Consider the following 19,594-nt stretch of genomic DNA (forward strand, 5'->3'; position numbering starts at 1 on the left):
TCCTCCCACCTCTCCCGCTTTTTTTCTTCCTCTCTGCTGCGATAATTACCCTAATGGCTTTGCAGAGGAAAACGCTATGGATTACGAATTTTTGCGCGACATCACCGGCGTGGTGAAAGTGCGAATGTCGATGGGGCACGAAGCCGTTGGACACTGGTTTAACGAAGAGGTGAAAGAGAACCTCGCGCTGCTGGATGAAGTCGAACAGGCGGCGGAAACGGTGAAAGGCAGTGAACGCTCCTGGCAACGCGCCGGGCACGAATACACGCTCTGGATGGATGGCGAAGAGGTGATGGTGCGCGCCAACCAACTTGAGTTCTCGGGTGATGAGATGGAAGAGGGGATGAGCTACTACGACGAAGAGAGCCTGTCGCTTTGCGGCGTGGAAGACTTCCTGAGCGTGTTGAACGCCTACCGCGATTTTATGAAACAGAAGTAATTCCCCGTAGCGTCCCTGCTCCGGATCACGTTTACACGGTCGGAATGTTACGGCCGTAGTAAATTTCGCGCATCTCTTTCCAGAGCAGGTCGGTAATGACCTTACGCTCTTCGTCACTTAAATCTTCCGGCCTGGTATGGAACATATAGTGCTTAAGATCGAACTCTTTAAGCATCATCTTGGTATGGAAGATATTCTCCTGATAGACGTTCACATCCATCATGTCGTACAGCGACTTCATGTCTTCGGACATGAAGTTCTGAATGGAGTTGATCTCATGATCAATGAAGTGCTTCATGCCGTTGATATCACGGGTAAAACCGCGCACGCGATAATCAATAGTGACGATATCGGATTCCAGCTGGTGGATTAAATAATTCAACGCATTCAGCGGTGAAATCACGCCGCAGGTCGACACTTCAATATCCGCGCGGAAGGTACACAGCCCGCCTTCCGGGTGGCTTTCCGGGTAGGTGTGCACGCAGATGTGGCTTTTATCCAGGTGGGCGACTACCACTTCCGGCAGCGGGCCGGGGTGCTCGGTTTTGTCGATAAGCTTCGGGTCAACCGGCTCTTCACTCACCAGAATGGTGACGCTCGCACCCTGAGGCTCATAATCCTGGCGCGCGATATTCAGGATGTTCGCGCCGATAATCGAGCAGGTCTCTGTCAGGATCTCGGTCAGACGGTTGGCGTTGTAGAGTTCATCGATATAGGCGATGTAACCATCGCGCTCTTCTGCTGTTTTGGCGTAGCAGATATCGTAAATACAAAAACTCAGGCTTTTGGTCAGATTGTTAAAGCCATGCAGTTTAAGCTTTTTCAATTAGTTCACCTCCTTTGAGGACAGCGCGTCTTGCAGATATTGAGGCAACGCAAAGGCTGCGGTGTGGATCGCCGGGTTGTAGTAGCGGCACTGGAGTCCGGCCTGGTGGAAGCGGGCCTGCACGATCTCGGTAGAGAGATGGCGCAGAACGTCGTTATCCGTCGCCCAGGCAAAGGTCATGATCCCGCCGTAGTAAGTGGGGATCGCCGCCTGGTAGAAGCTGACGTCAGCAAAATAGGTGCTCAGCTTACGGTGGCTATCAAGTGCTTCATCCTGTTGCAGGAAGCAAACACCGTTTTGCGCCACAAAAATTCCGCCAGGCTTCAGGCAGCGCTTGCAGCCTTCGTAAAACGACGAGGTAAACAGCGACGCGCCCGGACCGATAGGGTCGGTACAGTCAGAGATAATGACATCAAACGTTTGCGTGGTCTGGTTAACAAAATTGACGCCATCATCGATAACCAGATTAAACCGCGGATCGTCATAGCTGCCGGCATTATGGTTGGGCAGATACTGGCGGCAGAACGACACCACACCGGCGTCGATTTCCACCATGGTGATGGTTTCGACATTCTGATGGCGAGAGACTTCACGCAGCATCGCGCCGTCGCCGCCGCCGATAATCAGCACGTCCTTCGCGTGGCCGTGGGCCAGCAGCGGGACGTGGGTCATCATTTCGTGATAGATAAACTCGTCGCGCTCGGTGGTTTGCACCACGCCGTCCAGCGCCATCACGCGGCCAAAGGCGGCGTTTTCGAAGATTATCAAATCCTGATGATCGGTTTTCTCATGATAGAGCACGTTATCCACGGCAAAATACTGACCAAACTGGTCATGCAGCGTTTCTTGCCATACCGTTTTTTCGGTCATGGGGAGCACCTCCTTCGTTAACATCCATTACATCCGGCAGATGGGCGCAACACAACACCGCCGTGAGGCGGTTAACGGGTCAACAAGGGGCGTCGGGAAGGTTACTTCACGTAGGCGAGCAGGCTGAGTGAATCGCGAGCCAGCGCTTTGCATTTTTTAGCAGTGGGAATGCCAATACCGCTTAAATCACGGTAGCTGTCTTCACCGAGCGCCTTCATGTCGAAGCTGTCGTAGTTGCTGAGGTCCCATTGGTTCTGCTGGGCAAAAAAGACCAGTGCGCGACGAATTTGCCCATTGGGTAAATTCTGGTAACCACAATCGTTTTTCAGAAAAACAAAAACTGCCGTCAGATCGGCCATATCTTCCGCTTCGTTTTCACTTAGCGCGTAACTGTTCGCACACATCGCCATCAGGCTGGCGAACAAAATTGTTCTGAAAAACGTCTTCATTGCCTTTACCACTGCATCACGGAAAATTAACGTTAGCATACTTGATGCCAGGCCGACGATCTTTATTATTGCCGCCGTGCTTGACCTTCCGGTAAGGGGAGGGTTTATGCTCAAAAGATCGCCTGCTGGAAATAAGGAAATGCACATGCAACGTCGTGATTTTTTAAAATTTTCTGCCGCACTGGGGGTTGCCAGCGCGTTACCTCTCTGGAGCCGCGCCGTTTTTGCCGCCGACAGACCGGCTTTACCCATTCCTGAATTACTCGCCGCAGATGCCCGCAGCCGCATTCAGCTTGTGGTGCAGGCCGGTAAAACCACGTTCGGTCAGCACGCCGCCACGACGTGGGGCTATAACGGCAATCTGCTCGGCCCGGCGTTGCAGTTACGCAAAGGGAAGGCGGTGACGGTAGACATTCATAACACGCTTGCGGAAGAGACCACGCTGCACTGGCACGGGCTGGAAGTCCCGGGCGAAGTGGATGGAGGGCCTCAGGGCATTATCAGGCCTGGTGGTAAACGCAGCGTAACCTTTACTCCGGAACAACGCGCGGCGACCTGCTGGTTCCACCCGCATCAGCATGGCAAAACGGGCCATCAGGTGGCGATGGGGCTGGCCGGCCTGGTGCTGATTGAAGACGATGAAAGCCGCCTGCTGCGCCTGCCAAAACAGTGGGGAATCGACGATGTCCCGGTGATTGTGCAGGACAAAAAATTCAACGCTGACGGGCAAATTGACTATCAGCTGGACGTAATGAGCGCGGCGGTAGGCTGGTTTGGCGATATACTCCTGACCAACGGCGCGATCTACCCGCAGCATGCCGCGCCAAAAGGCTGGCTGCGCTTACGTCTGCTTAACGGCTGTAACGCCCGCTCGCTGAACTTCGCCACCAGCGATAAACGCCCGCTTTACGTGGTGGCAAGCGACGGCGGCCTGCTGCCGGAGCCGGTGAAGGTGAGCGAGCTGCCGATGCTGATGGGGGAGCGCTTCGAGGTGCTGGTGGACATCAGCGATGGCAAAGCGTTTGACCTGGTGACCCTGCCGGTCAGCCAGATGGGGATGGCCGTTGCGCCGTTTGATAAGCCGCATCCGGTCCTGCGCATTCAGCCGCTACAGATCACCGCCTCCGGTACGCTGCCGGAGACCCTCACCACGCTGCCAGCACTCCCGTCGCTGGACGGGCTTACGCAGCGTAAACTTCAGCTTTCTATGGACCCGATGCTCGACATGATGGGCATGCAGGCGCTGATGAAGAAGTACGGCAATCAGGCCATGGCGGGAATACATCACGGCCAGATGATGGGCCATATGCATATGGACCACGGTAAAATGGGCGGCATGGATCACGGCGGCCATGGTTTCGATTTCCACAACGCCAACCGCATCAACGGCAAAGCGTTCGATATGAACACGCCCATGTTCGCCGCCACGAAAGGGCAGTTTGAACGCTGGGTGATTTCAGGCGAAGGCGACATGATGCTGCACCCGTTCCATATCCACGGCACGCAGTTCCGTATTCTGTCTGAAAATGGTAAAGCACCGGAGGCGCATCGTGCGGGCTGGAAAGATACGGTGAGGGTGGAAGGCGGCGTCAGCGAGGTGCTGGTGAAGTTTGACCACGAGGCGCCGAAAGAGTTTGCCTATATGGCCCACTGTCATCTGCTGGAGCATGAAGATACGGGGATGATGCTCGGTTTTACCGTATAAAAAAAGCCGGGTGGCGGCTTCGCCTTACCCGGCCTACATAGGGCACCCGTAGGCCCGGTAAGCGTTAGCGCCACCGGGCTTTTTCGTTACTTAGCGTCGTCAGGCAGTGCATACGCGACAATATAGTCGCCCATCTTCGTGCCAAACGAACCGTGACCACCCGCAGAGATGACAACGTACTGCTTGCCATTCACTTCATAGGTCATCGGCGTTGCCTGTCCACCGGCTGGCAGACGGCCTTGCCACAGTTTCTCACCGTTGGTCATGTTGTACGCGCGCAGGTAGTTATCTGCGGTTGCCGCGATGAACAGCACGTTACCGGCGGTAGAGATTGGACCACCCAGCATTGGCATACCCATATTGAACGGCACTGGAACAGGCATCGGGAACGGCATGCTGTCCTGTGGCGTACCAATACGTTTCTTCCAGACGATCTTGTTGGTCTTCAGATCCAGACCGGAGATGTAACCCCAGGCAGGCTGTTTACACGGCAGACCAAACGGAGACAGGAACGGATTCAGGGTCACACCATAAGGAACGCCATACTGTGGCTGGATACCGGCTTCGGTACCGCTGCCTTTCGCATCTTTCGGCTGCTCCATTGGGTTACCCGGACCACGAGGGATCAGGCGGGAAACGAACGGCAGCGCCATTGGGTTAGCGATGGCGACCTGACGGTTAGGGTCAACGGAGATCCCACCCCATTCGAACATCCCCAGGTTACCCGGGAAGACCAGCGTACCCTGCTCTGACGGCGGGGTGAAAATCCCTTCGTAGCGCAGCTGGTGGAACATCACGCGGCATACCAGCTGGTCAAACATGGTGGCACCCCACATGTCTGCACCGCTGAGATCTTTCTTCGGACGGAAGCTCAGGTCAGAGAACGGCTGCGTTTTGGTGACGTAGTCGCCTTTGGCCGCACCCTGCGGAACCGGTTTTTCCGGCGCAGGAACAACCAGCTTACCGTTGCTACGATCAAGCACGAAGATGTTACCGGTTTTCGCCGGGGCGTAAATCACCGGTACGGTTTTACCGTTAACGGTAATGTCCGCCAGCGTCGGCTGGGACGGCATATCCATATCCCACAGATCGTGGTGAACGGTCTGGTAGCTCCATGCCAGTTTACCGGTTGTTGCGTTCAGCGCCACGATGGAGCTGGCGTAACGTTCCTGCTCCGGCGTACGGTTACCGCCCCAGATATCCGGCGTGGTCACGCCCATCGGCAGGTAGACCAGGTCCAGCTTCGCGTCATACGCTGCCGGTGCCCAGGAGTTCGGTGAGTTAAAGGTAAAGGTGTGTTCATCCGATGGGATCGCGTTAGGATCTTTCGCGCCCGGGTCGAAGGCCCACAGCAGTTTACCGGTGTTCACGTCGAAACCACGGATAACGCCGGAGGTTTCACGGGTAGAGAAGTTATCCGTTACCGAACCGGCAATCACGATGGTTTTATCGGTGATGATTGGCGGGGAGGTCGGCTCATACAGGCCCGGCGTGGTGTCCGGCATGTTGGTCTGAAGATTCAGAATGCCTTTATTGGCGAAGGTTTCGCACAGCTTGCCGGTCTCAGCGTTAATGGCAAACAGGCGGCCATCGTTCACTGGCAGCATAATGCGGCGAGGACAGTCGGCAATGACTTCCGGGCTGGCATTATCGGCGCGCGCTTCGTGGTAAGAGACGCCGCGGCAGGTAATGTGCTGGAACGACGGGTTGGAGTTCAGCTGTGGATCAAAGTGCCATTTCTCTTTACCGGTAGCCGCGTCGAGCGCGAACAGACGCTGGTGCGCCGTACACAGGTAGAGCATGTTGCCCACTTTAATCGGGGTCACTTCGTTGGTCAGCTCACCCGGATCGTTTGGCATCTTCAGGTCGCCGGTACGGAATACCCAGGCTTCCTTCAGGTTTTTCACGTTGTCCGCGTTGATCTGCTTCAGCGGGGAGTAGCGTTGACCTTCCTGGTTACGACCATAAGCAGGCCAGTCACCGTCCGCCACCTGCGAAATAGCCGCAGCCGGCGTGGATTCCGCGTTCAGCGTACCGTTGATCTCCTGCGGGTCGTTAAAACCGGCCCAGGTCAGGATGCCGCCACTAATCAGAAGGGCAACGACCAGACTGGCCACGGCGCCACTGGAAGGGACGATCAGACGACGCCAGACAAACGGCAGGATCAGCCAGATACCGAAGAAGACCAGAATGTCGCTGCGCGGCGTCAACGCCCAGAAGTCGAACCCGACTTCCCAGACGCCCCAGATCATGGTTGCGAGCAGTAACGCTGCGTACAGCCACAGAGCAGATTGTTTTCTGCGTAAAAGCAGGACGGTTACGCCAACCATAACCAGACCCGCAATCGGGTAGTACCAGGAGCCGCCAATCGCGACCAGCCATACGCCACCGATTAACAAATACAGCGCGCAGAATGCGGCAAACGCGGCTGTTAATGTCACCAGTAGACGCGGCTGTTTAGTTTTTGTTTCAGCCATAGAAAAGTACTCGTCAGTTTTGTTAATTATTTGCTAGCAATTAATTATAGGTATTAACAACTGTGATCGGAATCACAAATATTGCTTTTTATAACTCATACGCCAGGCTTATCCATTTACTGGTATAATGGCTGGCTTGCGTATCGATGCCGGAGCGAGAGTCATCCGCATTGAGAGATTTTCACTAAAATCATTTGGTTAGTAATATGAAACATACTGTTGAAGTGATGATCCCGGAAGCCGAGATCAAAGCGCGTATCGCCGAACTGGGTCGTCAAATCACCGAACATTACAAGGACAGCGGCAGCGAAATGGTGCTGGTCGGTCTGTTGCGTGGCTCTTTCATGTTCATGGCAGACCTGTGCCGTGAAGTGCAGGTGCCGCACGAGGTCGATTTTATGACCGCCTCCAGCTACGGCAGCGGCATGTCCACAACCCGTGATGTGAAAATCCTGAAAGATCTGGATGAAGATATTCGTGGCAAAGATGTGTTGATTGTTGAGGACATCATCGACTCCGGCAACACGCTCTCTAAAGTGCGTGAGATCCTGAGCCTGCGTGAACCAAAATCACTGGCGATTTGTACTCTGCTGGATAAGCCTGAACGCCGTGAAGTGCAGGTGCCGGTGGAGTTCGTTGGTTTCTCCATCCCGGACGAATTCGTGGTGGGTTACGGCATTGATTACGCGCAGCGTTATCGCCATCTGCCGTATGTTGGGAAAGTAGTGATTCTGGACGAATAATTGCGGGCTGATGCCCTCACCCCAGCCCTCTCCCACAGGGAGAGGGTGAAAACCCCCGGCTTTGTTATTTATGGTTAACGTGCTTAAGCTTGAGGTTGGCAATTCCCGAGCGGTAACGCTGTTCCAGCGTTTCGCGGTTGGTGGCGGTCACTTCCAGATTGCGTAGCAGGCCGTCGTGAATACCGTACGCCCAGCCGTGGATGGAGACCTTCTGTCCGCGTTTCCAGGCAGACTGCATAATCGTCGAGTGGCCCAGGTTATAGACCTGCTCCATCACGTTCAGCTCACACAGCGTGTCGAGACGGCGCTCCTGCGGCATTTCGCCCAGCAGTGAGCTATGTTTGAACCAGATATCACGGATGTGCAGCAGCCAGTTATCGATTAACCCCAGCTCTGTATTTTCGACCGCCGCCTGTACGCCGCCGCAGCCGTAGTGGCCACAAATAATGATGTGCTCAACCTCCAGAACGTCAACGGCATACTGAACAACCGAAAGGCAGTTGAGATCGGTATGAATAACGAGGTTAGCAACATTGCGGTGAACAAACAGTTCGCCCGGTTCAAGACCGGTCAGACGTTCGGCGGGGACGCGGCTGTCGGAACATCCAATCCAGAGAAAGCGCGGGTTCTGCGCCTGTGCCAGTTTTCCAAAAAATCCGGGGTCTTCCTCCACCAGCATTTTTGACCATAGTGCATTGTTGCTGATGAGTGTATCTATGTCGTTCATGGAGGTTAGCGACCTGTAACCAAGTGATTGCGTTGCGCTACTATAGGGTAACCCGACTTTTAATGAAACCACACAACGTGTGTCAGAACTTAAGGTAAGTTGAATTCATGGCGATTGCACTGGAGCTTGAACAGCTCAAAAAAACCTACCCGGGGGGCGTCCAGGCGCTGCGCGGGATAGATCTTAAAGTCGAAGCGGGAGATTTCTACGCGCTTCTGGGGCCGAACGGGGCGGGAAAATCGACCACCATCGGGATTATCAGCTCGCTGGTCAATAAAACGTCTGGCCGCGTTAGCGTGTTTGGCTACGACCTGCAAAAAGACGTGGTCAACGCCAAGCGCCAGCTGGGGCTGGTGCCGCAGGAGTTCAACTTCAATCCGTTTGAGACGGTACAGCAGATTGTTGTTAACCAGGCGGGTTACTATGGCGTTGAGCGCAAAGAAGCGCTGGAGCGCAGCGAAAAGTATCTCAAACAGCTTGACCTGTGGGAGAAGCGTAACGAGCGCGCGCGGATGTTGTCCGGGGGGATGAAGCGCCGCCTGATGATTGCTCGCGCGCTGATGCACGAGCCAAAGCTGCTCATTCTTGATGAACCGACCGCTGGCGTGGATATTGAACTGCGTCGTTCCATGTGGGGCTTCCTGAAGGATCTGAACGACAAAGGCACCACCATCATTCTGACCACGCACTACCTTGAAGAGGCAGAGATGCTGTGCCGCAACATCGGCATCATTCAGCACGGCGAGCTGGTGGAAAACACCTCGATGAAGAACCTGCTCTCCAAGCTAAAATCAGAGACCTTTATCCTCGATCTGGCGGCGAAAAGCGCCCTGCCGAAGCTGGAGGGGTATAACTATCGCCTGGTCGATACCTCGACGCTGGAGGTAGAAGTGCTGCGCGAGCAGGGAATCAACAGCGTGTTCTCCCAGCTGAGCGCGCAGGGCGTTCAGGTATTAAGCATGCGTAACAAAGCGAACCGACTGGAAGAGCTGTTTGTCTCTCTGGTGCACGATAAACAAGGAGACAAGGCATGACGCATCTTTACTGGGTCGCGCTGAAAAGCATCTGGGCGAAAGAGATTAACCGCTTTATGCGCATCTGGGTGCAAACCCTGGTGCCGCCGGTGATCACCATGACGCTCTACTTCATCATTTTCGGCAACCTGATTGGCTCCCGCATTGGTGAGATGCACGGCTTTACCTATATGCAGTTTATCGTGCCGGGCCTGATCATGATGGCAGTGATCACCAACGCTTACGCGAACGTGGCGTCCTCATTCTTCAGCGCCAAGTTCCAGCGCAACATTGAAGAGCTGCTGGTGGCGCCAGTGCCGACGCACGTCATTATCGCCGGTTACGTGGGCGGCGGCGTGGCGCGCGGGCTGTGCGTGGGTATTCTGGTGACGGCGATTTCGCTGTTCTTCGTGCCGTTCCAGGTGCACTCGTGGCTGTTCGTGGCGCTCACGCTATTGCTGACGGCGATCCTGTTCTCACTGGCTGGCTTGCTGAACGCCGTGTTCGCCAAAACGTTCGATGACATCAGCCTGATCCCGACCTTCGTGCTGACGCCGCTAACCTATCTGGGCGGGGTGTTCTACTCCCTGACGCTGCTGCCGCCGTTCTGGCAGGCGCTGTCGCACCTGAACCCGATTGTCTATATGATCAGCGGCTTCCGCTTTGGTTTCCTCGGCATTACCGATGTCCCGCTGTTCACCACCGTTGTGGTGCTGGCGGTATTTATCGTGGCGTTCTATCTGCTGTGCTGGTATCTGATCCAGCGTGGACGTGGGCTGCGTAGCTAATCTTCTGCCCGGCGACGTTCTGTTTGCCGGGCACTTTCTTTGACAGTTATCACCGTAAACTAACCTTCACCTGGATAAACTACTCGCCTGCTAAGGAGAGACGTTATGCTGGGATGGGTTATCACCTGCCACGATGAAGAGGCACAGGAAATGCTCCTGAAGCTGGAGGCCCGATTTGGCCCTCTGGCGCAATGTCGTGCGGTAAATTACTGGCGAGGGCTGAGCACCAATATGCTAAGCCGGATGATGTGCGACGCGCTGCATGAAACCGACACCGGTGATGGCGTGATTTTTCTCACCGACAGATCGGGCGCGGCGCCTTACCGTTCAGCGGCGTTAATGAGCCATAAGCATGATAACTGTGAAGTAATCTCCGGTATCAGCCTGCCTTTACTCGAAGCGATGTATCCGCTGCGCGCAACGTTGAGCAGCGCTGAGTTTCGTCACGCCATTGTGGCGCAGGGCTCGCCGGGCGTGAGCAGCCTGTGGCACCAGCAGCAGAAGAATCCGCCTTTCGTTCTGCTTCACGATCTGTATAAGCATTAAACATTGGTATTGATGTCGCTTTTGGTACAATGGCGACTGATTATCCGTATCGATTTATATCCCATGTTCATGCGCGTTATCTTTATCCTTCTGCTACTGGTCTCCGGTGGTGCGTCTGCCAGCCTGACCAGTCAGCAAGGCCTTCCTGCCCAATATATGCAAACCACCGAAGATGCGGCCATCTGGGCGCAGGTGGGAAATGCCGTCGTGAACGTGGGCAATGTCCGCGCCGGGCAGATCCTCGCCGTCTTTCCGGCCGCGGCGGATTACTATGAATTTCGTTTCGGATTCGGTACGGGGTTTATTGATAAAGAGCACCTGGAAAAAGTGCAGGGTAAGCAACGCGTTGAGGACAGTCTGGGCGATCTGAACAAGCCGCTCAGCAATCAAAACCTCATCACCTGGAAAGACACGCCGGTGTATAACGCCCCCAGCAGCGGAAGCGCGCCCTTTGGCACCTTAAGCGCCAATCTTCGCTATCCGATTCTGAATAAGCTGAAAGATCGCCTGAACCAGACCTGGTTTCAAATTCGCATCGGCAATCGTCTGGCGTGGATCAGCAGCCTGGATGCACAGGAAGATAACGGACTGCCGGTTCTGACCTACCACCATATCCTGCGTGATGAAGAGAACACCCGTTTTCGACATACCTCCACGACAACCAGCGTACGTGCGTTTAATAATCAGATGGCCTGGTTACGCGATCAAGGCTATACCACGCTGACAATGTACCAGCTTGAAGGGTACGTGCGTAACAAGATGAACCTCCCCGCGAAAGCGGTGGTGATCACTTTTGATGATGGCCTGAAATCGGTGAGCCGCTACGCGTATCCGGTGCTGAAAGAGTATGGCTTCAACGCGACGGCGTTTATTATTTCATCCCGAATCAAAGGTCACCCTCAGAAGTGGGATCCCCGATCGCTACAGTTTATGAGCGTTCAGGAAATTAAGGCTATTCAGGATGTGTTCGACATTCAGTCTCACACCCACTTCCTGCATCGCGTAGATGGGTATAAACACCCCATCTTATTGAGCCGCAGCTATCACGTGATCCTGTTCGATTTTGAACGCTCACGGCGTGCACTGGCGCAGTTCAACCCGCGCGTGCTGTATGTTTCGTACCCGTTTGGCGGGTATGACAATAAAGCGATTAAAGCCGCGAATGATGCCGGTTTTCATCTGGCAGTGACAACGGTGAAGGGGAAGGTGAAGCCGGGGGATAATCCGTTCTTACTGAAGCGACTGTATATTCTGAGAACGGATTCGCTGGAGACAATGTCGCGGCTGATCAGCAATCAGCCGCAGGGGTAGGTTATTCGTACGTGGTCTGAATGGTCACGGTGGTACCGAAAACACCGACGGTTACCGGATCGCTACCGGTTTTGACCAACCTGGCCCAAAGTGATCTGTCAATAATACTAACAGGATCCCCAACAACCTCTCCTATAGCAATGACACGTTGGTAACTGTCTGCCGGCACGGGGTAATGATCATTTTCAGAATCCGTAATCATGACGCCGACGCCTCCTGCCGCAGTAACACCACCAGTATTCTCGACGGTATTGGTAAAATATTTTTTATCTGCGGTGGTATGTGTGGAGGATAACGTATAGTAAACAGCGGTTGTATTTACACATGTACCCGTAACATGGAACTCGACTTTGCTGGTATTCCCGTTTTCGACTTCTGCGGGATACCAGTCACCAAGATTTACCGTTGTGGGCGCACGTAAGACACAGGTCGGGCGATTTAAAGGCATGCTAAATGACATCTCGCTCATGTTCACATGGGGACGAGGGTGATCGGATGTCTTCGGATCGCTTGGATCGCCCAGAATGATCTGACCAATCGGGCCTGCACCGGCCGTTAAAAAATTAACATCCGAAGGAACACCCTGAAATCCATTGGTTTGATAGATTTCCATGCGCACATGCCAGGTTTTTTCGTCAAGCAACTCTTCGTGATCGTCATTAGGTGCGGTCATATACCAGGACCCTGCGTTGGGCGGGAACCACGCGGTGACGCCGTTACCATCGGGATACATCGCCAGGGTATAGACAATACCCGGAATATTCGTCCGGAAGGTGGCTTTGTTATCTATGTAGCCTGCCAGCATTGAGTTGTCGGTAATCTGATAGGTGTTTTCACCGTCATTTCCCCCAGCACAGTGAGATTTTAACGCAGGCGTTGTTTCCATAATGATCGTATTACTGATCTGTATGGGAGTTGTTACTGTGCCCACAGGCAGAGGAGTGATAACTGGTTGTGCACCTGGAGACATAATCTGCAAGTCATCATTACCGTAAAATTTGCACTCCTCGAAATTAGCCTTTGCTGCGCCAGACAGCCCGAACGCTGCGAACGCTAATATAGTGAGGTATTTTTTCATCCTAAATCCCTTTATTCGTAGCTGACATTAACCAGAACATTACTTATCACAGCGCCGCTGGTGATCGTTCCAATATTCTGATAACGTGCGTAAAAGCCATAATCCTTTATATAGTTCTCACTACTTCCACTGACATCGTAAATAACGTTTGATGTCCCGTCGCTGTTCAGGACGTTAGTTTTGAACGTATCTGAAAAAATAACGATACCCACATTTTCAGCCGCACCGGCTGTGGCATCGTTTTTAAACACCTGGTTGTGATTACTCCAGAAACCATTTTGCGGAGCAAAACTAAATTTTAGTTTGTTAATCGTTGCGCCTTCTGTACTGCTCGCATAGCAGTCATCTACGTGGATGGTAAAAGGCGTTCCAGCTTCATCATCGTTTGGCGATAAACGATCGCTCTTGTCGCTGTTATAAAACCAGTCTCGTGACACGGTCGGCAAAGTGATCTCTCCGCCGTTTTCGACGCTTAGCCGACAGGTATTATTAACGATGTTTGCTGTCAGGTTTACATCCATACCTGAACCTGCCTGGCTTACGCCAGGCAGAGTGCTACCAGCCAGACCGATAAGCAACACAAGACCGGGCTGGTGTAAATTAAACGGTGATTGTTGCATAATGGTTCCTGGAATTATTGATAGGTGACTGTGAAGGTTACTGGCGCAGTAACGGCACCTGTGCCAACATCGGCAATATTTCTGTCTTTCGCAATCACAATGCGTGAGTTCATCGGGAATTCCCCTACACCGTCAGCAATGGTGACCTCCTGTGCCGCCGGAGGCCTTTTGCAACTCAACATTACGCCAGTATCTACAACTCCTGACCAGATTTCGAAGCCTGTTGCTAACCCAGCAGAATAAGAATCTCCGTCCGTTTTCGGACCCGAGCATCCCCCACCTGCACCACTCGCTGCGGCTACCGTTGCCTTAGTTACACCAGAGCAGTTTGTAAAGGCAATTTTTAACGGCTCGACACGAGTCTTATTTACCAGATCGGTTTTATATACGTCGCCAAACGCAATTTCAGTGGACGCAGTTCCTGCACCGTTAAGCACTTTTGCTGTACACGTGCCCGAGACTATTTTTGATTTTATCGTTAATTTAACACTGTCAGTACCTGTAATTGCTGCGTTTGCCATTCCCGAATACAGAAGTGCAGAAACGGACAGGGCGATAAAAGTAGATTTAAATTTCATAATGTTGCTCCGTTTTCCTGCACCAATTACTCGTAGCTAAATTCAAAAGTCGCAGTAGCCTCAAAATCACCAACTGTCATGCTATTAACTTTGGTTTCACGTATTGTGGCTACTAAAGGAACTTCTTTATTCTGGATTTCTGTTGCACTCCAGACCAGTCGCTTAGCATCATCGTCAGAGTTGATGATAAAAGGGGCCTCCGGTGCGCTGGCTCTGGCAATTTCAACAGCAGAGAAATCTGCGCCTCCATCGGCTTTTGGTTTTTGATTAACAAGGCCGCTAAGCAAATAACCCGATTGGCTTCCTTTTACCGTGGCTTTCAGTGAGGTCAGAGAGGCCGGGCATTCAACAATCACAATTTTGAAATTGGCATTTGCGGTGCCAGCTTTGACATCGTCGAGACGCACCTGGCCGCCGTTACCAATGAGCAGTGTTTGATCCGTATCGGAACCCGTACCGCCCATCAGTTTCATATCACAAGTGGTTTCACGGATATTGGCCGTAAAGTTAACATCGAGATTCGTGCCCTCGGCGAGCGCCGAACCTGATAACGCCAGCATCGTTACGGCAACGACTGACAGGCTATAAAGATTTTTTTTCATACAAACTCTCGTCTATTTTCCCGAATAATTACATCTGGCACACTTGATTGCTGAGCACCGTTGTAAGTCCTACTTTTTGAGCATGTGATGAGACGTTATAATGCACGTCACATTTACTGTCTTTATCGCTTCCCCAGACAACATGAAGCGTGCCTTCATCCTCAACGCCGCGGACATAGGCTTGCCCCGCCTGTCCCACGGTGCCAATAGATTCATTTTTTTCATTTAAAACATCAGCGCCTAAAGGAATAAATCCGTTATCGGTGCGCTTAAGTTCTAAAATTAATGAACGACCTTCATCGGTTGCAAAATCAACCAGCACAACGGAACCACTGCGGGGAACCGTAATTTCACTGGTGTTTTTAATTTCAACGTCGTTTTCCAGCGTGCTGATATCAAGGTATACGCGGTTTTCACGGTAGGCAGACATATAAGGCAGAATGCCATAGCCGGAACTGCCTATTTCGCTGTTACCAAAGCCGATACCGGCGCCTTTCGCACCACTCGCTTTGACCAGTGCCAGCGCATCGTTGTCACCAATACTCCCTGGCGCAAATGCAATACCTCCTGAATGGATGACCATGCCACCGTTATAGGAGGCAGAATATTGTTTACTGTTGTCATCACCAAAAGAGGCAGATAACCCCAGCGGGCCATATTCACTGTTATAGGACCCGTAGCCGCTTATCTGATTCAGGTCACCATAATTACCACTGTTTGACGAGGCGCTAACGGAATAACTCACCTTATTATCTTGCGTATTTCCACCCGCGGACGTGTTAAAGCTTGTGCCGCCTTTAAGGTCGGAACGTAATCCCATATTGATGTTGGAGAATCCACCGGCATTCCCTCTATCTTTTGAGAATACACTTAATGGAATGCTTAGGCTTAAATAAACGCTATCGTCTTTCTTGCCGTTCTGATCATAGGTTCGCTGTAATGACAAGCTGTAGCTGCCGTAGGTGAAGCTATTGTTATACCCAATATTGTAATTGGAAGTAGAGCCCGTCGCGTTCCAGTAATCCTGCCAGGTGCCGCTTACATACAGGGAGCCAAAATTGTCTTCTCCGGAGGTTAGCGGTTGGTTAAGACTAATTTGCACCTGGTTTTTGGTGCGCTGATAGTCTGCATATAGCGCTTCGTTTGAGTCATAGCTACGGTTTGAGTACTTCTGGTGCCTAATACTGTCCTGAAGTTGCGCCGCATCGTTAAGCGTCAGGTAGTCTTCCGTCGAGAAACGATAAGCCGCAACGTTAAAGGAAGTATTCGTCGACTCAATCATTTTGCTGTAGGTTAAACGATAACTTTGCCCGCTTAATTTATCCAGCCCCTCAATATCTGCATAAGATTGCGTAACGTCGAATGCAAACGCACCAACAGGGGTGTTCATTGCCACGCCGAGAATACCGGCATAAAAATCCATGTCGGTATATTGCGCGCCAATATAACCCGTGAACGTATTATTCAGGCCATAGTAAAGCGTACCGTAACCCACTTTAGGCGCATCAATCAGTGAATCGTCATTTAATTCACCTAAACCGACGTCCCAGCGAGAGGCTCCCGGACGGAGCATCTGCGTGACGGATGAAAAGGGTACGGTAAAGGAGCGTTTGCTGCCATCCGCTTCTTCAATCGTTACCAGTAAATCATTTCCGTAACCTGTGGTACTCAGGTCGTTTATTTCAAACGCGCCTGGTGGCACCGAGGTTTCATAAATCTTATTGCCGCTCTGCGTGACGCTGACCTTCGCGTTACTGTTCGCGACACCCCGAATGACAGGCGCGTAGCCTGTGGACCCCATTGGCAACATGCGATCGTCACTGTACATGCGTGCGCCGCGAAGGCTTATAGAGTTAAATGCCTCGCCACGCGTGTAAGAGTCGCCGATGACAAACTGGGCACTCAATGGTGTAATATCGCGCTGCAAATAGACATCCTGACTGGAGTATTTTGTGCCGCTATCTTTGTCCCAGTTAAAATTGCCACGCGAGCGCAGGCGCCATGGCCCCATATTCAGACCATAGCGTAACCCTACATATGCACTTTCTGATGTACTGCCGTTGTTCTCGCTACGCCAGCCGTTCATGTCATAAGAGAGCAGAGCGGCAGGAATCCCGTTATCCCACAACGATGGATCGACATAGCCCGCCGGGCGTTTCAGCACATAAATCTGGGGAAAATTAAAATCCATAGCCTGCTTGCCACTGTCATAGCTAACCGTAGCGCCAGCGAAAGATTTTTTAATATCGACGCAGGTTTCATCGTCTTCCGGTCCGTCAGGCAATGTGCTGGTGTCGACACCCGATTGTGACAGCAGCAGTTTTGTTATGCACGGGGTCGCACGAGGTGTTCCGTTATCTTTAAACGTGACCTCCACGGTGGACTTCAGTTTACCGTTCAGGTTGATCTTAGTGCGATAGGTCCCCGGTAAAACCGGGTTGCCATGTGAAAAACGATTAATATCAATATTAGCGCTGCCATTTAAAAGAAATTGATCGTTAAACTCGACCTCTTCTTCATTGTCAGGCAGATCTTTTGCTGGCGTGATATTTTCTGCACAGGCATAAAAAGGCAATGCTGCACTTATCGTAAGACATAAAAGAGAACGTTTAAATAACATGGCACATCCACTTAATCAGTGCAGAGAGGGTGCTCTCCACAGAGTTAATGCTATTAATTATTATATGTATTAAAGGGTGCTCTATTTTAGTCCCGCTTCGTGATGGTCTGTGCCGCCATAGTCATTAATAGAATCAAACTCTACTTTACCATTTACGGCAGAAGCTAAACCTTTAACCGTCATTGTGGTATCACTGAACGGTGGAACGGCCTTATGATCAACGTCGTATGTTTTTTGACTGGCTTTAATGGTTACCGCCGAAACGGAGACGTTATACGGTGAATTATTATGGGCAACAAGCTTAACCGCGTTTCCTTCTTTTTTCTGCGTCCATGTTAAATGCTCAGCTGCTTCACCTGCCGAGCCTTTTAACCCGTCAGGACGGTAAAAGAATTTAATACGTGTTCTGAATGCCAGCTGAAGCTGGTTAAGATTCTCTTTATCCGCAGCTTTTGATTTTGGTGGAATCTCCAGGACATTGAACCAGAAAAGCGATTCACGATCCTGTGGTAAAGGTGTACCTGTGTAGGTAATACGTACGGATTGGCCTTTTTTCGGGTCAATACGGGATACTGGAGGGGTAATGATAAAAGGAAGCTTTAACTCTTCCGGATTTACGCCATCACGCCCATCATCAAGCCAGGTTTGAACCAAAAGCGGTTTGGTTCCATGGTTATCGAGATTAACAACAACATCCTTCGATGACTGTGGATAGATAATACGGGTGCCGGAAATAACAATATCCGCACTTGCATTCGATGTGGCCAAAACGGCAGTTGCGAGCAATACGGCTTGAAAACTTTTAATGAAGACTGAATGAGACATTTTTTCCACTTCCTTTTGGAATTACACAAGCAATCCCTCATTCATCATGAAGGATTGCTTAATTTAAAGTTTTCGAATCTCTTATTCGTAAATCATGGTGAAGGCAACCTGTGCCTGCACGGTACCAGCAGAAACTGGATTACTTGTTGCATCCCAACCCTGACCCTGGGTGTAAGCTACGCGGTAGTACAGGTTTCCTGCGCCAGAAGTTTCATCGATGGTTGCTTTCTGGGAGTTGTTAGTCTGGTCAATTTTGATCTGATCGACAGCTGAGTTACCGTCGTTTGACAGCACCAGGTTAACGTTCTTAGCTGAACCCTGAGCATTGCTTGGTGGAACCAGCAGACCGCCTTCGGTAGAAGAGGAGCCAGCCCAGGAAGAGAACTGTGCAGATGCTTTCTTCACAGTTGCGGTATCACAACCGGTCAGTGTAAGGCTGAATTTCTTTTCACCCAGGGTGCTGGTGCTACCCAGTGCGTTTGCGAAATCACGCACAAATACAGTGTCCAGAGTCACATCAAAATCGTTACCGTTCTGATCGATTTTCTGGTCAAGGGAGACCTGGCAAGTATTGTTAGAAACCATGCCGTGGAAAGTAATAGTGCCGGTGTCAGGATCTGCTGCTACCGCTGAACCCGCAGCCAATACGCTTGCCATAGCAATTGCCAAACCATATTTTTTAGAAATCATTTAAATATCCATATTCGTTGAGTGAATAATAAGTGCCCGTAAATCTTTTATTTGAAATTAAATTTCGTGGCGAATTATATTGTTAATCTCAATGAAATATAGATGTTGTGCGTGATTTAAACTAAATGAATAGTTTAGTAAATTTAAAATTATTTGTTATCAATGTGATGGGATTGTCTGGTTGTGCGGGGAGAGTTTGAATATTAATTCTATAAATGCTTTTTAAAGACCCATTCATTTAATAAATGCGCAGGAATGGGTCGTGGGATAAATATTATCAGGCAACCTGTACCGGAATCGCCTTCGCGGTACGTTTCATCTCATTGTCGCCTTCAAAGTAGGCTACTTTTGGCTGCCAGCGACGCGCTTCTTCGTCAGACATCATGACAAAGCTGGCGATAATCACGATATCGCCTACGTCCGCGCAGTGCGCCGCCGCCCCGTTGACGGAGATGATTTTGGACCCGCGCTCAGCGGCAATGGCGTAGGTAGAGAAGCGTTTGCCGTTATTTACGTTCCAGATATCAATGGCTTCGTTTTCGAGAATACCCGCCGCGTCGAGAAAATCCTGGTCGATCGCGCAGGAGCCTTCATAATGCAGGTCGGCCTGAGTGACTTTCACACGATGAAGTTTACCTTGCAGCATTTTGCGAATCATTACGTTTACCTTTCATCTTCCGGGTAGAA

20 protein-coding genes are annotated in these 19,594 nt (G+C 51.5%); 7 read left to right on the forward strand and 13 right to left on the reverse strand.

All coding sequences use genetic code 11. The features are described from left to right. Positions 1 to 76 precede the first annotated feature (76 nt). Positions 77 to 439 (forward strand): protein YacL, encoded by a 363-nt coding sequence (gene yacL, locus L463_RS14630; protein WP_017694501.1) that lies wholly within the window; start codon positions 77 to 79, stop codon positions 437 to 439. A gap of 31 nt (positions 440 to 470) precedes the next feature. Here yacL and speD read toward each other — a convergent pair whose 3' ends face one another. The 3 genes from speD to L463_RS14615 all read right to left on the reverse strand — a co-directional run bounded on the left by speD (position 471) and on the right by L463_RS14615 (position 2,584). Then, positions 471 to 1,265, reverse strand: coding sequence for an adenosylmethionine decarboxylase (speD, locus tag L463_RS14625; protein ID WP_017694500.1), 795 nt, complete (start codon positions 1,263 to 1,265; stop codon positions 471 to 473). Beyond that, on the reverse strand, positions 1,266 to 2,135 hold the full coding sequence (gene speE / locus L463_RS14620; protein ID WP_015572694.1) for a polyamine aminopropyltransferase: 870 nt from the start codon (positions 2,133 to 2,135) through the stop codon (positions 1,266 to 1,268). 101 nt (positions 2,136 to 2,236) lie between these two features. After that, entirely contained in the window at positions 2,237 to 2,584 is a 348-nt protein-coding gene (locus L463_RS14615; protein WP_003856306.1) for a YacC family pilotin-like protein, read from the reverse strand. Positions 2,585 to 2,729: 145 nt separating this feature from the next. Here L463_RS14615 and cueO point away from each other — a divergent pair, with 145 nt between their 5' ends. Next, positions 2,730 to 4,289: a multicopper oxidase CueO gene (cueO, locus tag L463_RS14610; protein ID WP_032103192.1), complete on the forward strand. Its 1,560-nt coding sequence runs from the start codon at positions 2,730 to 2,732 to the stop codon at positions 4,287 to 4,289. Positions 4,290 to 4,375: 86 nt separating this feature from the next. Here the strand turns inward: cueO and L463_RS14605 are convergent, their stop codons facing one another. Further along, positions 4,376 to 6,766: a glucose/quinate/shikimate family membrane-bound PQQ-dependent dehydrogenase gene (locus L463_RS14605; RefSeq protein ID WP_032103193.1), complete on the reverse strand. Its 2,391-nt coding sequence runs from the start codon at positions 6,764 to 6,766 to the stop codon at positions 4,376 to 4,378. 206 nt (positions 6,767 to 6,972) lie between these two features. Between L463_RS14605 and hpt the strand changes: the two genes are divergently transcribed. Then, complete coding sequence (hpt, locus tag L463_RS14600; RefSeq protein ID WP_003856303.1) at positions 6,973 to 7,509, forward strand: hypoxanthine phosphoribosyltransferase; 537 nt, start codon at positions 6,973 to 6,975, stop codon at positions 7,507 to 7,509. A 64-nt stretch (positions 7,510 to 7,573) separates the two neighbouring features. Here the strand turns inward: hpt and can are convergent, their stop codons facing one another. Continuing rightward, positions 7,574 to 8,236: a carbonate dehydratase gene (gene can / locus L463_RS14595; protein ID WP_003856301.1), complete on the reverse strand. Its 663-nt coding sequence runs from the start codon at positions 8,234 to 8,236 to the stop codon at positions 7,574 to 7,576. A gap of 107 nt (positions 8,237 to 8,343) precedes the next feature. Here can and L463_RS14590 point away from each other — a divergent pair, with 107 nt between their 5' ends. The 4 genes from L463_RS14590 to L463_RS14575 all read left to right on the forward strand — a co-directional run bounded on the left by L463_RS14590 (position 8,344) and on the right by L463_RS14575 (position 11,894). Continuing rightward, positions 8,344 to 9,270, forward strand: coding sequence for an ABC transporter ATP-binding protein (locus L463_RS14590; RefSeq protein WP_017383763.1), 927 nt, complete (start codon positions 8,344 to 8,346; stop codon positions 9,268 to 9,270). Then, the gene (locus L463_RS14585; protein WP_006810078.1) at positions 9,267 to 10,037 is read left to right on the forward strand and encodes an ABC transporter permease; all 771 of its coding nucleotides are present in this window, start codon (positions 9,267 to 9,269) and stop codon (positions 10,035 to 10,037) included. The genes L463_RS14590 and L463_RS14585 overlap by 4 nt, the downstream gene beginning before the upstream one ends. Before the next feature lie 105 nt (positions 10,038 to 10,142). Continuing rightward, the gene (locus L463_RS14580; protein WP_015572698.1) at positions 10,143 to 10,583 is read left to right on the forward strand and encodes a PTS sugar transporter subunit IIA; all 441 of its coding nucleotides are present in this window, start codon (positions 10,143 to 10,145) and stop codon (positions 10,581 to 10,583) included. A 63-nt stretch (positions 10,584 to 10,646) separates the two neighbouring features. Continuing rightward, on the forward strand, positions 10,647 to 11,894 hold the full coding sequence (locus tag L463_RS14575; protein ID WP_032103194.1) for a polysaccharide deacetylase family protein: 1,248 nt from the start codon (positions 10,647 to 10,649) through the stop codon (positions 11,892 to 11,894). 1 nt (position 11,895) lies between these two features. Here the strand turns inward: L463_RS14575 and L463_RS14570 are convergent, their stop codons facing one another. The 8 genes from L463_RS14570 to panD form a co-directional block, all read right to left on the reverse strand. Further along, positions 11,896 to 12,972 carry a fimbrial protein StkG gene (locus L463_RS14570; protein WP_032103195.1) on the reverse strand — a complete coding sequence of 359 codons (1,077 nt, stop codon included), beginning with the start codon at positions 12,970 to 12,972 and terminating at the stop codon, positions 11,896 to 11,898. An 11-nt stretch (positions 12,973 to 12,983) separates the two neighbouring features. Then, positions 12,984 to 13,592 (reverse strand): fimbrial-like protein, encoded by a 609-nt coding sequence (locus L463_RS14565; RefSeq protein ID WP_032103196.1) that lies wholly within the window; start codon positions 13,590 to 13,592, stop codon positions 12,984 to 12,986. Positions 13,593 to 13,606: 14 nt separating this feature from the next. Beyond that, positions 13,607 to 14,170 carry a fimbrial protein gene (locus L463_RS14560; RefSeq protein ID WP_015572702.1) on the reverse strand — a complete coding sequence of 188 codons (564 nt, stop codon included), beginning with the start codon at positions 14,168 to 14,170 and terminating at the stop codon, positions 13,607 to 13,609. 26 nt (positions 14,171 to 14,196) lie between these two features. Then, positions 14,197 to 14,772, reverse strand: coding sequence for a fimbrial protein (locus L463_RS14555; RefSeq protein WP_015572703.1), 576 nt, complete (start codon positions 14,770 to 14,772; stop codon positions 14,197 to 14,199). A 28-nt stretch (positions 14,773 to 14,800) separates the two neighbouring features. Further along, entirely contained in the window at positions 14,801 to 17,392 is a 2,592-nt protein-coding gene (locus L463_RS14550; RefSeq protein WP_032103198.1) for an outer membrane usher protein, read from the reverse strand. A gap of 81 nt (positions 17,393 to 17,473) precedes the next feature. Next, a complete protein-coding gene (locus L463_RS14545) occupies positions 17,474 to 18,217 on the reverse strand; it encodes a fimbrial chaperone (RefSeq protein WP_015572704.1) in 744 nt (247 codons plus the stop codon). An 81-nt stretch (positions 18,218 to 18,298) separates the two neighbouring features. Beyond that, positions 18,299 to 18,907, reverse strand: a complete 609-nt coding sequence (locus L463_RS14540) for a fimbrial protein (RefSeq protein ID WP_032103200.1) — start codon at positions 18,905 to 18,907, stop codon at positions 18,299 to 18,301. Between the two features lie 277 nt (positions 18,908 to 19,184). Beyond that, positions 19,185 to 19,565 carry an aspartate 1-decarboxylase gene (gene panD / locus L463_RS14535; protein ID WP_003856284.1) on the reverse strand — a complete coding sequence of 127 codons (381 nt, stop codon included), beginning with the start codon at positions 19,563 to 19,565 and terminating at the stop codon, positions 19,185 to 19,187. Positions 19,566 to 19,594: the final 29 nt, after the last annotated feature.

The sequence above is a fragment of the Enterobacter sp. BIDMC 27 genome (assembly GCF_000534415.1).
Lineage (GTDB): Bacteria > Pseudomonadota > Gammaproteobacteria > Enterobacterales > Enterobacteriaceae > Enterobacter > Enterobacter hormaechei_C.